Origin of the sequence: Pseudomonas sp. A-B-19 (assembly GCF_019947515.1) — a bacterium.
In the GTDB taxonomy this organism is placed as follows: Bacteria; Pseudomonadota; Gammaproteobacteria; order Pseudomonadales; family Pseudomonadaceae; genus Aquipseudomonas.
In genome coordinates this window covers 91,084-108,808 of sequence record NZ_JAGYGN010000010.1, presented here as the reverse complement: position 1 = coordinate 108,808, position 17,725 = coordinate 91,084, and the positions used below count along the sequence as shown (strand labels likewise).

The following is a 17,725-nucleotide window of genomic DNA, read 5'->3' as shown; positions in this document are numbered from 1 at the left end:
CGGTCCGAGCCGCCGGGGAAAGCGAAGGAAGGCCGAAGCCCCCGATCACCTGCATTAATCACAGTGCACCTTTCAAAAAAACCGCCGCGTTGGGACAGACCGGAAAATGAAACACCGGTTCGTTGCTCGCTACACATTTTTTGGAATCGCCCAGCAAAGACTGCCTGGTAATCGGCAACTCCTGCAATTCAGGCGAATCCACAGAAGTTGTATCAAGAAGGGAGCGTAGTCTACCGGAAAGCCCCTTTCATCTCAAACCCAGATCCGCGTCTGGTGGCTGCCAATGTAAATTCCAGCCTCCGCTCACGCTACCGTCGAGTCCTTTCAGGTTCGCCACTGCCAGCAATTGGTCGCCTTTGTAGAGCAGCGGCAATCTGCCGCGTACGAAGGACGGTACACCGCTTTCATTGAGCAAACGTTTCAGGTCCCGATGGCCGCGGCCTGGCAAAGCCATGACCTCTCCCCCTTCACGATAGCGGATCTGTAACGGGCCACCGGGGATTTGCCCGATGACACTCAGCACACCGTTATCCGGCAATATCAGCGGTGATGCTGGACTTTGCCACGATCCAGCAGAGGGCGCAGTGCGCAACCAGCAACCGGACAGCCACCAGATCCGCCCGCCCGCCCGATGCAATTCGCCATCGGCCAGTCGCCACACCGGGCAGGCATCGCCGGTGGCATCGCGCAAACCCTCCCAACCCGACCAATGGTCAGTGTCCGGCAGGCGGGTCAATGGTTCGAGCCAATGACTCAGGGCATTGCGCTGCCGGGCACCAGACAGTTGCGCAAGGGGCGCCAGCTCAAGGGATCGCAATCCCAGCCAGTCGAACTCGCTGGCAGAGCTGGCCCCATGCAAATCCATGTCTGCCAGTTCTTCGAGCAACCCCTGCGCTTCAGTCAAATGCGCCGCGCTGCGGGCCATGGTCGCCACCGCTTGCGGCCAGCGCTGGATCAGCACGGGGAAGACTTGATGGCGAAGGTAGTTGCGCGAGTACTGCCGGTCTTCGTTTGAAGGATCTTCGATCCAGCTCAACCCATACTCGTTGGCATAGGCCTCCAGTTCAGCCCGCGTGACGTCGAGCAATGGCCGCAGCAAATGCCCCCTGCCCAACGGGCGTTGACGCGGCATACCCGATAGTCCGCGCACGCCGGCCCCTCGCAGCAATCGGAACAGCAGGGTTTCCGCCTGATCGTCGCGGTGCTGGGCTGTCAGCAGCACTTCGTTGGCCTGAACGGCTTCAGTAAAGGCGTGATAGCGAGCATCCCGGGCTGCACGCTCAAGGCTGGCACCGGGCTGCACCTGGACACGAACGATCTGCAACGGAACGCCCAGCGCAGCGCACACAGAGCGACAATGTTCCGGCCACGCATCGGCCACGGCTTGAAGGCCGTGATGAACATGGATGGCGCTCAGCGCCGGCAGGGATTCGGTTTTTGCGAGGTGTGCAAGAAGGTGCAGCAGGACAGTGGAGTCCAGGCCGCCGGAGAAGGCGATGCGCCAGGCTGTGGCGTTGCGCCAAGGCTGCAGACTCAGCAGAAGCCTGGCAGGCCAATCAGGATCGGAAGGATTCATCAGGATCGATCGCTTCACATGAATCCCCTGTAGGAGCTGCCGCAGGCTGCGATCTTTTGACTTTGATTTAAAAAAACAAGATCAAAAGATCGCAGCCTGCGGCAGCTCCTACAGGGGTACCGCGAGGTCAGTTAGAGACCGTAACTCATCAGTCGATCGTAGCGGCGCTTGAGCAGCGCGTCGTTATCGAACTTCTTCAGCATCGCCAGTTGCGAGCTCAGCTCGGCGCGGATCGATGCGGCAGCAGCGGCCGGGTCACGGTGCGCGCCACCCAATGGCTCGCCAATCACCTTGTCCACGATACCCAGGCCTTTGAGACGCTCGGCGGTGATGCCCATCGCTTCTGCGGCATCCGGTGCTTTCTCGGCGGTTTTCCACAGAATCGAAGCGCAACCTTCCGGCGAGATTACCGCATAGGTCGAGTACTGCAGCATGTTCAACTGGTCGCAGACACCGATCGCCAGCGCACCACCGGAACCACCCTCACCGATCACAGTGGCGATGATTGGGGTTTTCAGACGAGCCATGACACGCAGGTTCCAGGCGATCGCTTCGCTCTGGTTACGCTCTTCGGCGTCGATGCCAGGGTAGGCGCCCGGGGTGTCGATGAAAGTCAGGATCGGCATTTTGAAACGTTCGGCCATTTCCATCAGGCGGCAAGCCTTGCGGTAGCCTTCCGGACGTGGCATGCCGAAGTTGCGGCGAACTTTCTCGCGCACTTCACGGCCCTTCTGGTGACCGATGATCATCACCGGCTTGTCGTCCAGACGGGCAATACCGCCAACGATGGCAGCATCGTCGGAGAAGTGACGGTCACCGTGCAACTCGTCGAACTCGGTGAAGATGTGTTCGATGTAGTCCAGGGTATACGGACGTTTCGGATGACGCGCCAGACGTGCGATCTGCCAGCTGGTCAGCTTGCCGAAAATGTCTTCGGTCAGCGTTTTGCTCTTGTCCTGCAGGCGGGAGATCTCATCGCCGATATTCAGCGAATTGTCATTACCGACCAAGCGCAACTCTTCGATCTTGGCTTGCAGGTCGGCGATCGGCTGTTCGAAATCTAGAAAATTCGGGTTCATAGGCGTCCGTCTTGGGTCGAGTCCCAAGGGATCTTGGGCCGGCCGGTTGTCTATTCGCGCCCTACCTTAAGGGAGAGGCGCGTTGAGGTCGAGATTAAAAATTCAGGTTGCGGGCAGGCATTGCGATATCACCTGCCGGTCAACGGTATTGGAGGAAGACGTTGTCTCGCCCGAACTGGTCACGCAGGGCTTGAATCAACGCATCCGCCGGATCGATCCGCCAACCTTCGCCGAACTGCAACAAGGCCTTCGCATCCGGGCTGGTGTAATCCATGGTGATCGGGCACGCACCGCGGTGACGCTTCAACAGTTCACCCAGCCAGCGTAGCTGATCGCCCTTGAGGTCCTTGGCATGCAACTTCAGGCGCAGGCTTTCGGCCAGATTAGTGCGCGCATCCTCCATGCTCATCACCCGCTTGACCCGCAACTTCAGGCCACCGGAGAAGTCATCATTGCTGACCTCGCCTTCGACCACCACCATCGCGTCGGTCTGCAACAGCGACTGCGCGGAGTGGAATGCCTCGGAAAACAGCGAGGCCTCGATCCGTCCGGAGCGGTCATCGAGGGTGATGAACCCCATCTTGTCGCCCTTTTTGTTCTTCATCACCCGCAAGGCAATGATCATCCCGGCAACCGTCTGGGTATCGCGCGCCGGTTTCAGGTCGATGATGCGCTGACGGGCAAAACGACGGATTTCACCCTCGTATTCGTCGATCGGGTGACCGGTCAGGTACAGGCCGAGGGTGTCTTTCTCCCCTTTCAGGCGCTCCTTGAGGGTCAGTTCCTTGGCCTTGCGGTGATTGGCGTAGACGTCGGCATCGTCTTCGACAAACAGACCGCCGAACAGGTCGGAGTGACCGCTGTCCTGGGTGCGTGCAGTTTGTTCGGCCGCCTTGATCGCTTCTTCCATGGCCGTCAGCAGCACCGCGCGATTGCGGTCGATGTTGGCCTGGTAGGCTTTCTGCTCATCGTGGAAATACGGCCCGAGGCGATCCAGCGCACCGCTGCGGATCAAGCCGTCGAGGGTGCGTTTGTTGATGCGCTTGAGGTCGACCCGGGCGCAGAAATCGAACAGATCCTTGAACGGACCGGCCAGACGCGCTTCGGTGATCGCCTCGACCGGACCCTCACCCACGCCCTTGATGGCGCCCAGACCGTAAATGATCCGGCCTTCGTCGTTCACCGTGAACTTGAATTCGGAGGTGTTCACGTCCGGCGCATCGAGACGCAGCTTCATGGTCCGCACTTCTTCGATCAAGGTCACGACCTTGTCGGTGTTGTGCATATCCGCCGAAAGTACCGCAGCCATGAACGGCGCCGGGTAGTGCGCCTTCAGCCACGCAGTCTGATACGACACCAGGCCATAGGCGGCGGAGTGGGATTTGTTGAAGCCGTAACCGGCGAATTTTTCTACCAGGTCGAAAATGTTACCGGCGAGGTCTGCATCGATGTTGTTGGAGGCGCAACCTTCAATGAAGCCGCCGCGCTGCTTGGCCATTTCCTCGGGTTTTTTCTTACCCATGGCGCGACGCAGCATGTCCGCGCCACCAAGGGTGTAACCGGCCATGACCTGGGCAATCTGCATCACCTGTTCCTGATACAGGATGATGCCGTAAGTCGGTGCCAGTACGGGCTTGAGGCCTTCGTACTGGTAGTCCGAGTGCGGATACGCCAGTTCGGCGCGACCGTGCTTACGGTTGATGAAGTCGTCCACCATGCCCGATTGCAGCGGACCCGGACGGAACAGCGCCACCAGCGCGATCAAGTCTTCCAGGCAGTCGGGCTTGAGCTTTTTGATCAGCTCTTTCATGCCCCGGGATTCAAGCTGGAACACCGCCGTGGTTTCGGCTTTTTGCAGCAGGGTGTAGGTCGGCTTGTCATCCAGCGGGATGAACGCGATATCCAGCGGCGGTTCGTTGACCTTGGCGCGGTCGCGGTTGATGGTTTTCAGCGCCCAGTCGATGATCGTCAGGGTTCGCAGGCCGAGGAAGTCGAACTTCACCAGGCCAGCCGCCTCGACGTCATCCTTGTCGAACTGGGTTACCAGACCGTCACCGGCCTCGTCGCAATAGATCGGCGAGAAGTCAGTCAGCTTGGTCGGCGCGATCACCACACCACCGGCGTGCTTGCCGACGTTACGCACAACGCCTTCGAGCTTGCGGGCCATTTCCCAGATTTCCGCAGCTTCTTCATCGACCTTGATGAAGTCGCGCAGGATCTCTTCCTGCTCGTAGGCTTTTTCCAGGGTCATGCCGACCTCGAACGGAATCATCTTCGACAGACGATCCGCCAGGCCATAAGACTTGCCCTGCACCCGCGCCACGTCGCGGACCACCGCTTTGGCCGCCATGGAACCGAAGGTGATGATCTGGCTTACCGCATTGCGGCCGTACTTCTCGGCCACGTAGTCGATCACCCGGTCACGACCGTCCATACAGAAGTCGACGTCGAAGTCGGGCATGGATACCCGTTCCGGGTTAAGGAAACGTTCGAACAGCAGGTCGTATTCCAGTGGATCAAGGTCGGTGATCTTCTGCACATAGGCAACCAGCGACCCGGCACCCGATCCACGGCCAGGGCCCACCGGTACGCCGTTGTTCTTGGCCCACTGGATAAAGTCCATCACGATCAGGAAGTACCCGGGGAACCCCATCTGGATAATGATATCCAGCTCGAAATTCAGCCGGTCGACATAGACCTGACGCTTGGCTTCGTAGTCTTCGGTGGTGTCCTTGGGCAGCAGTACACTAAGGCGCTCCTCCAGGCCGTCGAAGGACACCTTGCGGAAGTACTCGTCGATGGTCATGCCATCGGGGATCGGGAAGTTGGGCAGGAAGTGCGTACCCAGCTTCACTTCGATGTTGCAGCGCTTGGCGATCTCGACGGTGTTTTCCAACGCCTCGGGAATATCGCTGAACAGCTCGGTCATTTCCTCGGCACTTTTGAGGTACTGCTGATCGCTGTAATTCTTCGAACGCCGCGGATCGTCGAGGGCGCGGCCTTCACCGATGCAAACGCGGGTTTCGTGGGCGGCGAAGTCTTCCTGCTTGATGAAGCGCACGTCATTGGTCGCCACCAGCGGCGCACCGAGCTTCTCGGCCAGGGCCACGGCACCGTGCAGCTGTTCTTCATCGTTCGGGCGGTTGGTGCGCTGGATTTCCAGATAGAAACGATCCGGAAATACGTCCATCCATTCCCGAGCCAGGGTTTCGGCCTCGGCGGGGTTGCCGCTGAGCATGGCCTGGCCGATCTCGCCTTCCTTGGCCGCCGACAGCATGATCAGGCCCGCATTGGCTTCAGCGACCCATTCGCGCTCAATGATGATCGCACCATTGCGCTGACCATCTATATAGCCGCGGGAAATCAGTTCGGTAAGGTTGCGATAGCCTTCGGCGTTCATCACCAGCAAGCTGATCCGGCTCAGCGGATTGTCCGGATCCTTGTTCGACAGCCACAGGTCGGCGCCGCAGATCGGCTTGATCCCGGCACCCATGGCATTTTTATAGAACTTGACCAGGGAACACATGTTGTTCTGGTCAGTGACCGCAACGGCAGGCATGTTCATGCCGACCAGGGTCTTGACCAGCGGTTTGATCCGCACCAGACCGTCGACCAGGGAGTATTCAGTGTGCAGGCGTAGGTGAACGAATGAAGCCGGCATAGTGATCCTGTCTGTAAACATGAAGACAACAAGGCCCGGATTGTACCGGGCCTTGGTAAAAAAAATCAGCCTTGCGACTAACTCTCTACGATGCTCTCTAGCGCCTCGTACGCCAGCCGCACCGGGGCAAACGAACGCCGATGAATCGGGGTCGGCCCAAGCCGTGCCAGCGCTTCCAGATGAACGGGCGTCGGGTAGCCTTTGTGGCCGCCGATGCCGTAACCCGGGTAGATCAATTCGAACGCAGCCATTTCACGATCACGACTGACCTTGGCCAGAATCGATGCAGCGGCGATAGCGGGAACCTTGCTATCGCCCTTGACCACGGCTTCGGAGCGCATCGGCAGTTTCGGGCAACGGTTGCCGTCGATCATCGCCAGCTTCGGCTGGATATGCAGCCCGGCGACCGCACGCTGCATGGCCAGCATGGTGGCGTGCAGGATATTGAGTTCGTCGATTTCTTCGACTTCAGCGCGAGCGATACACCAGCTCAGGGCTTTTTCGCAGATTTCGTCGTAGAGCTTTTCGCGGCGGGCTTCGGTGAGTTTCTTCGAGTCGTTCAGACCCAGGATCGGCCGGTTCGGATCAAGGATCACCGCGGCTGTCACTACCGCACCACAGAGCGGGCCGCGACCGACTTCATCGACACCGGCAACCAACTCTTCGACTTGCGCGACCAAGGTGAAATCCAGCCCCATCTGCATGCTTGTTTTACTCATTTGTCTTGGCCGATCAGGTTCAGAACTGCATCCGCAGCCTGGTTGGAGGCATCCAGTCGCAGGGTCCGGTGAATCTCGTCAAAGCCACGGGTCTGCTCTTCACCGCCTTCGATCAGCGGCGACAAGGTCTGGGCCAGCGCTTCGACCGTTGCATCGTCCTGCAACAACTCGGGCACCAACAGACGCTGGGCCAACAAGTTCGGCAATGAAATGTAGGGGCTTTTCACCATGCGCTTGAGGATCCAGAACGTCAGCGGTGCCAGACGGTAAGCAACCACCATCGGCCGCTTGTACAGCAATGCTTCAAGCGTTGCGGTTCCGGAGGCAATCAGCACGGCGTCGCAGGCGGCCAGGGCCAGATGGGAGTTGCCATCGAGCAAGGTCAACGGCAGATCACGACCGGCCAGCAACTCCTCCAGCTGAGCCCGGCGCTGCGCACTGGCGCAAGGCATGACAAACCGCACGTTCGGGCGCAGCGCACGCAAGCGCTGGGCTGTATCGAGGAACAACGCGCCGAGTCGGCCAACTTCACCACCGCGGCTGCCAGGCATCAACGCCACCAGCGGCCCGTCAGGCAAACCAAGTTCGGCCCGCGCTGCGGTGCGATCGGCTTCGAGTGGAATGGCATCGGCCAGGGTATGGCCGACGAACCGCACCGGTACGCCCTTCTCTTCATAGAATCTGGCTTCGAACGGGAATAGCGTGAGCATCAGGTCGCAGCCTTCGCGAATCTTCAGCACCCGCTTCTGCCGCCAGGCCCAGACCGACGGGCTGACGTAATGCACGGTCTTGATCCCGGCTTGACGTAGCTTGAGTTCGATATTGAGGTTGAAGTCTGGCGCGTCGATACCGATGAACACATCGGGTTTCGCGTCGATCAGGTCGGCGACCAGCTTCTTGCGCCGTGCCAGCAACTCGCGCAATCGGCCCAGCACTTCCACCAGGCCCATGACGGACAGACGTTCCATCGGGAAATACGAGGTCAGGCCTTGAGCCTGCATCAACGGACCACCGACACCGATGAACTCGACCGCTGGGTGACGAGCTTTGAGTGCGCGCATGAGACCCGCGCCCAGAATGTCGCCGGAAGCCTCACCCGCCACCAGCGCGATACGCAGATTGGCCATGATCAGCGGGTGATGCCGCGGGTCGAAGACTGGATGGAGTCGCGGAACACCGCTACTTCCGGGAACTGCATGGAAGGCTCGGCCAGTTCGACGAGCGCCTGTTCGACCGTCAGGCCCTGGCGGTAAACCACCTTATAGGCGCGACGCAGGGCGTGAATTGCATCTTCGCTGAAACCGCGACGACGCATGCCCTCGAAGTTCATGCTGCGGGCTTCGGCAGGATTACCGAACACCGTGACATACGCAGGAACATCCTTGCCGATTGCAGTACCCATGCCTGAAAAGCTGTGGGCGCCAATGTGGCAATACTGGTGAACCAGGGTAAAACCGGAAAGGATCGCCCAGTCTTCCACATGCACATGGCCCGCCAGTGCGGTGTTGTTCACCAGGATGCAGTGATTGCCAATAACGCTGTCGTGGCCGATGTGGGCATATGCCATGATCAGGTTGTGATCGCCCAGGGTCGTTTCCGAACGGTCCTGGATGGTGCCACGGTGAATCGTCACGCCTTCGCGGATGACGTTGTGATCACCAATCACCAGGCGGGTTTCCTCGCCTTTGTACTTCAGGTCAGGCGTGTCTTCGCCCACCGAGGAAAACTGGTAGATGCGATTGTGCTTACCGATTCGCGTCGGCCCCTTGAGAATCACGTGCGGCCCGATGACTGTCCCCTCGCCGATTTCCACACCTGCGCCGACGATCGACCATGGGCCGACCTCGACACCGTCAGCCAGAACGGCTGTCGGATCGATGATTGCACGAGGGTCAATCAAACTCATAGCTTGCGTTCCGCGCAGATGATTTCAGCGGAGCAGACAGGCTTGCCATCGACCGAAGCCTGGCATTCGAACTTCCAGATCTGACGCTTGCAGCTGATGAACTTGGCTTCAAGGATCAACTGATCGCCCGGCAGAACCGGCTGGCGGAAGCGCAGCTTGTCGGAACCGACGAAGTAATAAAGAGTGCCGTCGGCCGGTTTCACGTCGAGCATTTTGAAACCAAGGATCCCGGCAGCCTGAGCCATCGCTTCGATGATCAATACGCCAGGCATGATTGGATGCGCAGGGAAGTGACCATTGAAGAACGGTTCGTTGATGCTGACATTCTTGTAGGCACGAATGCGCTTGCCTTCAACATCCAGCTCCACTACCCGGTCTACCAGCAGGAACGGGTAACGGTGAGGCAGGTATTCGCGAATCTCGTTGATGTCCATCATTTCGGGGGGAAGCCTATGTAAAGATTGGGAGCGCGCGACTGGCGCACGCTCCACTAGCAAATCAGGGACGCAGTCTAGCGGCTGCGCGCACTTGATATGGAAATGGTATCAGCCATCTGATGAAGCATTACCGTCAGGGGTCACTTCCCCTACTTGCTTTTCCAGCTGGCGCAGACGCCGTGCGATGTCATCGAGCTGACGAATGCGTGCCGCGCTTTTGCGCCACTCGGCTGCCGGCTGCATGGCCGTACCAGAAGAATAGGCACCTGGCTCGGTAATCGAGTGGGTCACCATGGTCATCCCGGTAATGAAAACGTTGTCACAAATGTCGATGTGCCCCACCAGCCCTACGCCACCGGCGAGCATGCAATGCTTGCCGATTTTGGTACTGCCGGAGATCCCGACGCACGCCGCCATGGCGGTGTGATCACCGATCTGAACGTTGTGGGCAATCTGAATCTGGTTGTCGAGCTTCACACCGTTGCCGATCACGGTATCGGCCAGTGCACCGCGATCTATAGCTGTATTCACGCCGATTTCAACGTCATCGCCGATCAACACGCCACCGATCTGGGCGATTTTCTGCCAGATACCTTTTTCATTGGCAAAACCAAAGCCTTCGCCTCCGAGCACCGCTCCGGACTGAATGACAACCCGTTTGCCGACGCGAACGTCGTGATACAGGGTCACACGCGGCGCGAGCCAGCCACCCTCACCCACCACGCTGCGAGCACCGATGAAGCAATGCGCACCGACAGTCGTACCGGCTGCAACCTGCGCACCGCTTTCGATCACCACAAAAGCACCGATACTTGCCGCAGGATCGACGACCGCATCCGCCGCGATCACTGCCGTGGGATGTATGCCGGCAGCGGCCTTGGGCTTGGGATCGAACAGGTGGGAAACACGTGCGTAGGCCGCATACGGATCCGGCACCACCAGCACATCACCGCGATAACCTTCGGCGTCAGCGGCTTTCAGCAACAAGGCTGCAGCCTGACTGCCTGCCAGATACTTACGGTATTGGGGGTTTGCGAGAAAGCTCAACTGAGTTGGGCCAGCCTCCTGCAAGGTGGCCAGCCCAGTAATTGCTTTCTCGGAGTCGCCACGTAACGTGGCGCCGAGGAACTCGGCCAACTGGCCGAGCTTAATGGTCACGGTCATGGATTACTTCAGCTGATTCATGCGCTCGATAACCTGGCGAGTGATGTCGTACTGAGGCTTGACATCAATCACTGCGCCACGCTCGAAGACCAGGTCAAAAGCACCTTTCTTGATGACTTCTTCCACAGCGCTGTCCAGTTTCGGCTTGAGCTGTTTCAGCATTTCACGGTCGGCAACGGCCTTGGCTTCGTTCAGTTCCTTGGACTGGAACTGGAAGTCACGGGCCTTTTGCTTGAATTCAAGCTCCAGACGCTCGCGCTCGCCCTGCTGCATTTTGTCGCCACCGGCCATCAGGCGATCCTGAATGCCCTTGGCGCTGCTTTCCAGGGTCTTGAGCTTGGTCAGTTGGGGACCGAACTTCTTCTCGGCATCCACGGCGTATTTCTTCGCCGCGTCTGACTCCAGCAGAGCCATCTGATAGTTCAGAACAGCAATTTTCATGTCGGCAAATGCCGGACCAGCGACCAGTACGCTGGCCAGGAGAACCAATTGAGTCAACTTACGCACGATGCACTCCTACAAAATTCATTGTCGTTATCTTGGGTCAGACGCTTAGAACGTCTGGCCGAGGGAAAATTGGAACACTTGAGTCTCAGCGTTATCCGGTTTCTTGACCGGCATGGCCAATGCGAAACTCAGAGGACCCAGTGCGGTGACCCAGGTCACACCCACACCGACAGAACTGGCCATATCGCTCAAGCTGATGTCGTTGCACTGCGTGTTGGACTTCGACGCAGGATTGGTATTGGTCGTCTGCTCGCACTTGGAGTCGAATACATTACCCACATCCCAGAATACCGAAGTGCGCAGGGATCGCTGATCCTTGACGAAAGGCATAGGGAACAGTACCTCCACACCACCCTGGATCAGGACGTTACCACCAAACGGCAGTGGATCATCGTCCGGATCAGCCAGCGTTCCGGCGTTACCCGTTACACCCACGCCACGACTCGGCGTACTACGAGGGCCCAGAGTACTGTCCTTGAAGCCACGAACCGAATTGAAACCACCAGCATAGTAGTTTTCATAGAATGGCAAGCCATCGGTCGAGCCGTAACCGTCGCCATAACCCAATTCGGTGTGCAGGCGCATGGTGTAATTGTCGGTCAGTGGCTGGAACAACTGGCCACGGTAATCGAGCTTGAAGAACGACAGGTCGCTACCCGGTATGGTGGCTTCCGCCGTCAAGCTTTGAGAATGACCACGGGTCGCCAATACGCCTTTGTTCAAGGTGGATTCGGACCAGCCGGCCGAAGCCTTGAAGTTCAGGTACTGATCACCTTCCTTGTTAACGAAGTCGAAAATTTCGTCGACGGTGAATTGACCGGTCTTGATCTTGTCCTGTTGTGCATTCAGGCCGAAGGTCAGGCGCGAAGTCTCGCTGATTGGATAACCGACACTCACACCGGCACCCAGGCTGTCTACGGCGTAGCTGGCGACATCGGTGTCGAGCTCATCGTAGTCAGTCGTGCGGTAGAACGCGTTGTAACCCAGGCTCACGCCGTCTGCGGTCCAGTAGGGGTCGACAAAACCAAAGTTGTAACGCGTCTGGTATTGGCTTTTGGTCAAACCGATGCTGACCTTGTTACCGGTACCCAGGAAGTTGTTCTGGGTGATCGAGCCACCGAGGATCAGACCGGCACTCTGGGCGAAACCGACGCTGGCGGTAATCGAACCGGAGGCTTGCTCTTCAACGCTGTAGTTGACGTCCACCTGGTCATCGACACCCGGTACGGCCGGGGTTTCAACGTTGACTTCCTTGAAGAAACCCAGACGTTCAAGACGGGTCTTGGATTGGTCGATCAGGTAGGTCGAAGCCCAGCCGCCTTCCATCTGGCGCATTTCACGACGCAGCACTTCGTCTTCGGACTTGGTGTTGCCGCGGAAGTTGATGCGGTTCACGTAGGCACGCTTGCCCGGATCGACCGCAAACAGGATATCTACGGTGTGATCTTCATCGTGCGGTTGAGGCACGCCGTTGACGTTGGCGAAGGTATAACCCTCGTTACCCAGGCGGCGGGTGATCAGCTCGGAGGTGGTGGTCATCAGCTTGCGTGAGAACACCTGGCCTTTCTGCACCAGCAGCAGGGACTTGATCTGGTCTTCAGGGACTTTCAGGTCGCCACTGAGCTTGACGTCACGAACGGTGTATTTATCGCCTTCGTTGATGTTGACGGTGATGTAGACGTGTTTCTTGTCCGGCGTAATGGATACCTGGGTCGAAGCGATATCCATGTTGATATAGCCACGGTCCAGGTAGTAGGAACGCAGACGCTCCAGGTCACCGGACAGTTTTTCACGGGCGTACTTGTCGTCGTTCTTGAAGAACGACAACCAGTTGGTGGTCTTGAGTTCGAACAGGTCGATCAGGTCTTCATCGGGGAAAACCGTGTTGCCCACCACGTTGATGTGCTGGATAGCGGCAACCGTACCTTCGTTGATGTTGACCTTCAGGCCAACGCGGTTACGCGGTTGCGGCACCACTTCGGTGTCGACGGTAGCCGAGTAGCGACCCTGGGCGACGTACTGGCGCTGCAGTTCGTTACGCACACCTTCAAGGGTGGCACGCTGGAAGATCTCGCCTTCGGCCAGACCGGATTGCTTGAGGCCTTTCATCAGGTCTTCGGTGGAGATCGCCTTGTTACCTTCGATCTCGATACTGGCAACAGACGGACGCTCGACTACCGTGATGACCAGGACGTTGCCATCGCGGCCCAGCTGGATATCTTGAAAGAAACCGGTTTTGAACAACGCACGAGTGGATTCCACCAGGCGACGATCATCCGCCTGTTCACCGACGTTCAACGGCAAAGCACCAAAGACGCTCCCCGCGGAGACCCGCTGGAGGCCATTGACGCGAATATCAGAGATAGTGAAGGACTCGGCGTGAACTTCGGCGATCATCAATACGGTGAGAACCGCAGTTAGCAGCAGACGTTTCATGAAGTCCTTTCTTATTCCAACTGGCAATAAACAAACTGCCGCAAAATGCGGCAGATTCGCAATTCAGCGAAGCGTTACAATCGACCCAGATCATTGACCAGAGCAAGCAACATCACCCCGATCACCAAACTGATACCGATCTGTACCCCCCAACCTTGCACCCGATCCGACAAGGGACGACCACGCGCCCACTCGATCAGATAAAACAACAAATGCCCCCCATCCAGTACCGGAATGGGCAACAAATTCAGAACGCCCAGGCTAATACTCAGATAAGCAAGGAAATTCAGGAAATCAGCTACACCCGACTGGGCCGAAGCGCCCGCCACTTTAGCAATGGTTATCGGTCCACTCAAGTTTTTTACCGAGAGCTCGCCGAACAACATTTTCTTCAGTGAATCAAGGGTCAGCACGCTCATGGTCCAGGTGCGTCGAGCCCCCTCGCCAATCGCTGCCAATGGCCCGTAACTGACCTCGCGGATCATTTCCGGTGGCCAATCGACCGCCTTCACCCCAGCCCCCAGGTAACCACTGGGTGATTTGCTCTCGCCGCGAGTCGCCAGCGTCACCGGGACGTCGATTTGAGCACCGTCGCGCTCAACCCGCAGCATGATTTTGGTATCAGGATGCATACGGACGGTATCGACGACCTGCTGCCAGTCATCCAGCGTACGACCATCGAGCGCCAGCAACCGGTCCCCCGTCTTCAGGCCGGCAGCCTGAGCCGGTCCCTTTGGATCGAGCTCAGCCAGGACAGGCGGCAATGCCGGGCGCCACGGGCGAATCCCCAGCGAGTGGATAGGGTCGGGCTCGTCTGCCCCTTTGAGCCATTTGTTCAGCGCAAGTTCACGAGCAGAATCAGCCGTGGAGCCCTGTTCGCGAACCACTATCTGCAACGAACCGCTTTCGCCCAGGCGACGAACCAATTGCAGGTTCACCTGCGCCCAGCCGGAAGTTGCCTCACCATCAATGGCCACGATTTCCTGACCAGGGCTCAAACCCGCCTTGGCCGCAATACTGCCAGACTCGACAGCCCCGATGACTGGACGCACCTGCTCGCTGCCGAGCATCGCCAAACCCCAGAAGAACACCAATGCCAGCAGGAAATTGGCTATCGGTCCTGCGGCTACGATGGCAATGCGCTGACGAACGGATTTTCGATTGAAGGTCTGACCGAGCTGATCGAGGGGCACTTCACCCTCGCGCTCGTCGAGCATTTTGACGTAGCCACCCAACGGGATCGCGGCGACGACGAATTCAGTGCCTTGCCTGTCGTGCCAGCGCAGCAAAGGCATACCGAAGCCTACGGAGAAGCGCAGCACTTTGACCCCACAACGACGCGCGACCCAAAAATGGCCGAACTCGTGGAAGGTAACCAGCACACCCAGAGCAACCAGGGTGCCGACAATCATATAGAGCGCGCTCATCTACTTTCTCCGCAATCCGATCCGCTGCTGCCTGGGTCAACCATCCGCAGCATTTACCGCCCGTGACGACTCAACCATTGTCCGGCCAGCAATCGCGCCTTCGCGTCTGCCGTGAACACTGCCTCGAGATCACCCACTGCCACTACGGGCTCCAGATTCAATACCTCTTCGATGATACTCGCGATTTCCGGGTAACGAACCCGTTCGTCGAGAAATGCCGCCACCGCCACTTCGTTCGCCGCATTGAGCATCGCCGGCGCGCTGTTACCCGCCTCGGCTGCCTGACGGGCCAGACGCAGGCAAGGGAAACGCTCTTCATCCGGCGCCTGGAAATCCAGGCGCGCAATGGCAAACAGATCCAGCGGCGCCACACCCGAATCAATCCGCTCCGGCCAGGCCAGGGCATTGGCGATGGGCGTGCGCATGTCCGGATTACCCAACTGCGCCAGAACAGAACCATCGACGTAGTCGACCAGCGAATGGATCACACTTTGCGGATGAACCACCACCTCGACCTGGGATGGCCTGGCATCGAACAACCAGCAGGCTTCGATCAACTCAAGCCCCTTGTTCATCATGCTGGCCGAGTCAACGGAGATTTTTCGCCCCATGGACCAGTTCGGGTGCGCACACGCCTGATCGGGAGAAACATGCGCCAGTTCAGCCATTGGCGTCTGCCGGAACGGTCCGCCGGAAGCTGTCAGCAGAATCCGACGCACACCGACCGCCTCGAGGCCACGGGCATAATCGAGCGGCATGCACTGAAAAATCGCGTTGTGTTCGCTATCGATCGGCAGCAACACAGAACCACTCTTGCGCACCGCCTGCATAAACAGCGCGCCGGACATGACCAGCGCTTCTTTATTGGCCAGAAGTATCTTCTTGCCAGCCTCGACCGCCGCCAGTGTCGGGCGCAATCCTGCTGCACCGACGATGGCCGCCATGACCGTATCGACTTCCGGATCGGAAGCGACCTGACACAAACCTTCCTCACCGACCACAACACGGGTCGAAAGTCCTGCCGCGCGCAAATCATCCTGCAAAGTGCGGGCAGCAGCGACCTCAGGCACGACAGCAAATCGCGGCACATGGCGCACGCAAAGCGTCAGCAATTCACTCAAGCGGGTGAAGCCACTCAAGGCAAAGACCTGATAACGCTCAGGATGACGAGCGATGACGTCGAGCGTACTCAGGCCAATCGAGCCGGTCGCACCCAGAACGGTAATCTGTTGCGGGCGGCTCATGGGGCCGCCATCCACAACAGTACGGCGAACACCGGAATCGCTGCGGTCAGGCTATCGATACGATCGAGCACGCCGCCGTGACCGGGAAGCAGATTGCTGCTGTCCTTTATCCCGGACTGGCGCTTGAACATGCTCTCAGTGAGGTCGCCCACCACCGAAATGAACACGATCAGCGCGGCACCGATCAGCCCTTTGAGCAGCTCGGCCACCGTCCAGTCGCGCACCAGGGCAACCATTGCGGTAATCACCAGACTCAGCGCCAGACCACCGTACACGCCTTCCCAGCTTTTGCCCGGACTGACCTGCGGTGCGAGCTTGCGCTTGCCGAAAGCACGACCAGAGAAGTAGGCGCCGACATCAGCCCCCCAGACCAACACCATCACCGCCATGATCAGCCAGTTACCCAGCGGGTATTGTTTGATCTGCACCAGACCTTGCCAGGCCGGCAGAAGAATCAACAGGCCGATCACCAACCTGGTCGCCGCACTGGACCAATGCTCGCTCGAATGCGGATAGGTCAGTACCAGATACGTCGCCACCGCCCACCACAACACCGAAGCACCCAATACCCAAGGCGCGAGACCGGGCAGGACGTACATGAGCAACAGCATCAAAGCGACCACAGCGGCATAGCCGACGCGGAACGCCTGACCGGCGAAACCCGCCAGGCGCGCCCACTCCCAGGCACCAAGGGTTACGACCAGACCGATGAACAGTGCAAAACCGGAACCTTCAAGCAGGAAAAACCCGCACAGGGCAATCGGCAGCAGGATCAGCGCGGTGATGATTCGTTGTTTAAGCATTAAACCCGGGCTCCAGCCTCGACCTGCTCGCTCGTTTTACCGAAACGGCGCTGGCGGGAAGCGAAATCGGCCAGCGCATTGCGCATGGCATCGTGTTTGAAGTCCGGCCAGAACAGGTCGGAAAAATACAACTCGGCATAGGCCAGCTGCCAGAGCAGGAAGTTGCTGATGCGGTGCTCGCCACCGGTACGGATACACAGGTCCGGCAACGGCAGATCGCCCGTGACCAGGCAGGTCTGCAGCAGATCAGGCGTGATGTCTTCCGGACGCAAGTGCCCGGCCTGAACTTCTCGCGCCAGTCGTTGCGCAGCTTGCGCGATATCCCACTGACCACCGTAATTGGCGGCGATCTGCAGGATAAAACGATTGGCGCCAGCCGTCATGGCCTCGGCTTCACGCATGGCTGCCTGCAGCTCCGGATGAAAACGCGAGCGATCGCCAATGATGCGCAGGCTGATGTTGTTGTCGTTGAGGCGCTTGGCCTCACGACGCAGCGCCCTGAAGAACAGATCCATCAAGGCGCTGACCTCATCGGCCGGACGCTGCCAGTTCTCGCTGGAAAAGGCGAACAGGGTCAACACTTCGACCTTGGCCTCGGCACACACCTCAATGACCGCACGTACCGCATCCACGCCCGCTTTATGCCCGGCGACACCCGGCATAAAGCGCTTTTTCGCCCAGCGATTGTTACCATCCATGATAATCGCGACATGGCGCGGCACCGCGAACGGTGCAGTCTGCTTGGTCTTTTCCATGAAAACGCGAC

At 58.7% G+C, this 17,725-nt stretch carries 14 protein-coding genes; all 14 read right to left on the bottom strand.

The window, feature by feature from the left end; translation table 11 throughout:
- Positions 1-247 precede the first annotated feature (247 nt).
- A complete protein-coding gene (gene tilS, locus KGA81_RS13780; RefSeq protein WP_223546699.1) occupies positions 248-1,576 on the bottom strand; it encodes a tRNA lysidine(34) synthetase TilS in 1,329 nt (442 codons plus the stop codon).
- Between the two features lie 131 nt (positions 1,577-1,707).
- Entirely contained in the window at positions 1,708-2,655 is a 948-nt protein-coding gene (locus tag KGA81_RS13775) for an acetyl-CoA carboxylase carboxyltransferase subunit alpha (protein WP_223442774.1), read from the bottom strand.
- A 139-nt stretch (positions 2,656-2,794) separates the two neighbouring features.
- Positions 2,795-6,316: a DNA polymerase III subunit alpha gene (gene dnaE / locus KGA81_RS13770; protein WP_223546697.1), complete on the bottom strand. Its 3,522-nt coding sequence runs from the start codon at positions 6,314-6,316 to the stop codon at positions 2,795-2,797.
- Positions 6,317-6,393: 77 nt separating this feature from the next.
- Complete coding sequence (rnhB, locus tag KGA81_RS13765; RefSeq protein ID WP_223546803.1) at positions 6,394-7,020, bottom strand: ribonuclease HII; 627 nt, start codon at positions 7,018-7,020, stop codon at positions 6,394-6,396.
- A gap of 11 nt (positions 7,021-7,031) precedes the next feature.
- Positions 7,032-8,162, bottom strand: a complete 1,131-nt coding sequence (gene lpxB / locus KGA81_RS13760) for a lipid-A-disaccharide synthase (RefSeq protein WP_223546696.1) — start codon at positions 8,160-8,162, stop codon at positions 7,032-7,034.
- Between the two features lie 2 nt (positions 8,163-8,164).
- Positions 8,165-8,941, bottom strand: a complete 777-nt coding sequence (gene lpxA, locus KGA81_RS13755; RefSeq protein WP_223546693.1) for an acyl-ACP--UDP-N-acetylglucosamine O-acyltransferase — start codon at positions 8,939-8,941, stop codon at positions 8,165-8,167.
- A complete protein-coding gene (gene fabZ / locus KGA81_RS13750) occupies positions 8,938-9,378 on the bottom strand; it encodes a 3-hydroxyacyl-ACP dehydratase FabZ (RefSeq protein WP_007978374.1) in 441 nt (146 codons plus the stop codon). The genes lpxA and fabZ overlap by 4 nt, the downstream gene beginning before the upstream one ends.
- A 108-nt stretch (positions 9,379-9,486) precedes the next feature.
- A complete protein-coding gene (gene lpxD, locus KGA81_RS13745; protein WP_223546691.1) occupies positions 9,487-10,542 on the bottom strand; it encodes a UDP-3-O-(3-hydroxymyristoyl)glucosamine N-acyltransferase in 1,056 nt (351 codons plus the stop codon).
- A 3-nt stretch (positions 10,543-10,545) separates the two neighbouring features.
- Positions 10,546-11,049 (bottom strand): OmpH family outer membrane protein, encoded by a 504-nt coding sequence (locus KGA81_RS13740; RefSeq protein ID WP_007990260.1) that lies wholly within the window; start codon positions 11,047-11,049, stop codon positions 10,546-10,548.
- A 45-nt stretch (positions 11,050-11,094) separates the two neighbouring features.
- Entirely contained in the window at positions 11,095-13,485 is a 2,391-nt protein-coding gene (bamA, locus tag KGA81_RS13735; RefSeq protein WP_223546689.1) for an outer membrane protein assembly factor BamA, read from the bottom strand.
- Positions 13,486-13,559: 74 nt separating this feature from the next.
- Positions 13,560-14,912, bottom strand: a complete 1,353-nt coding sequence (gene rseP, locus KGA81_RS13730) for a sigma E protease regulator RseP (RefSeq protein WP_223546687.1) — start codon at positions 14,910-14,912, stop codon at positions 13,560-13,562.
- A gap of 53 nt (positions 14,913-14,965) precedes the next feature.
- The gene (ispC, locus tag KGA81_RS13725; RefSeq protein WP_223546685.1) at positions 14,966-16,156 is read right to left on the bottom strand and encodes a 1-deoxy-D-xylulose-5-phosphate reductoisomerase; all 1,191 of its coding nucleotides are present in this window, start codon (positions 16,154-16,156) and stop codon (positions 14,966-14,968) included.
- On the bottom strand, positions 16,153-16,959 hold the full coding sequence (locus tag KGA81_RS13720; protein ID WP_223546683.1) for a phosphatidate cytidylyltransferase: 807 nt from the start codon (positions 16,957-16,959) through the stop codon (positions 16,153-16,155). Before KGA81_RS13720 ends, ispC begins: the two co-directional genes overlap by 4 nt.
- Positions 16,959-17,714 carry a polyprenyl diphosphate synthase gene (gene uppS / locus KGA81_RS13715; RefSeq protein ID WP_223546681.1) on the bottom strand — a complete coding sequence of 252 codons (756 nt, stop codon included), beginning with the start codon at positions 17,712-17,714 and terminating at the stop codon, positions 16,959-16,961. The genes KGA81_RS13720 and uppS overlap by 1 nt, the downstream gene beginning before the upstream one ends.
- Between the last annotated feature and the right edge of the window lie 11 nt (positions 17,715-17,725).

Bases quoted from the DNA above. Each gene is read 5' to 3' on its own strand.
- tilS (WP_223546699.1), bottom strand. From the start codon at position 1,576: ATGAATCCTTCCGATCCTGATTGGCCTGCCAGGCTTCTGCTGAGTCTG.
- KGA81_RS13775 (WP_223442774.1), bottom strand. From the start codon at position 2,655: ATGAACCCGAATTTTCTAGATTTCGAACAGCCGATCGCCGACCTGCAA.
- dnaE (WP_223546697.1), bottom strand. From the start codon at position 6,316: ATGCCGGCTTCATTCGTTCACCTACGCCTGCACACTGAATACTCCCTG.
- rnhB (WP_223546803.1), bottom strand. From the start codon at position 7,020: ATGCAGATGGGGCTGGATTTCACCTTGGTCGCGCAAGTCGAAGAGTTG.
- lpxB (WP_223546696.1), bottom strand. From the start codon at position 8,162: ATGGCCAATCTGCGTATCGCGCTGGTGGCGGGTGAGGCTTCCGGCGAC.
- lpxA (WP_223546693.1), bottom strand. From the start codon at position 8,941: ATGAGTTTGATTGACCCTCGTGCAATCATCGATCCGACAGCCGTTCTG.
- fabZ (WP_007978374.1), bottom strand. From the start codon at position 9,378: ATGATGGACATCAACGAGATTCGCGAATACCTGCCTCACCGTTACCCG.
- lpxD (WP_223546691.1), bottom strand. From the start codon at position 10,542: ATGACCGTGACCATTAAGCTCGGCCAGTTGGCCGAGTTCCTCGGCGCC.
- bamA (WP_223546689.1), bottom strand. From the start codon at position 13,485: ATGAAACGTCTGCTGCTAACTGCGGTTCTCACCGTATTGATGATCGCC.
- rseP (WP_223546687.1), bottom strand. From the start codon at position 14,912: ATGAGCGCGCTCTATATGATTGTCGGCACCCTGGTTGCTCTGGGTGTG.
- ispC (WP_223546685.1), bottom strand. From the start codon at position 16,156: ATGAGCCGCCCGCAACAGATTACCGTTCTGGGTGCGACCGGCTCGATT.
- KGA81_RS13720 (WP_223546683.1), bottom strand. From the start codon at position 16,959: ATGCTTAAACAACGAATCATCACCGCGCTGATCCTGCTGCCGATTGCC.
- uppS (WP_223546681.1), bottom strand. From the start codon at position 17,714: ATGGAAAAGACCAAGCAGACTGCACCGTTCGCGGTGCCGCGCCATGTC.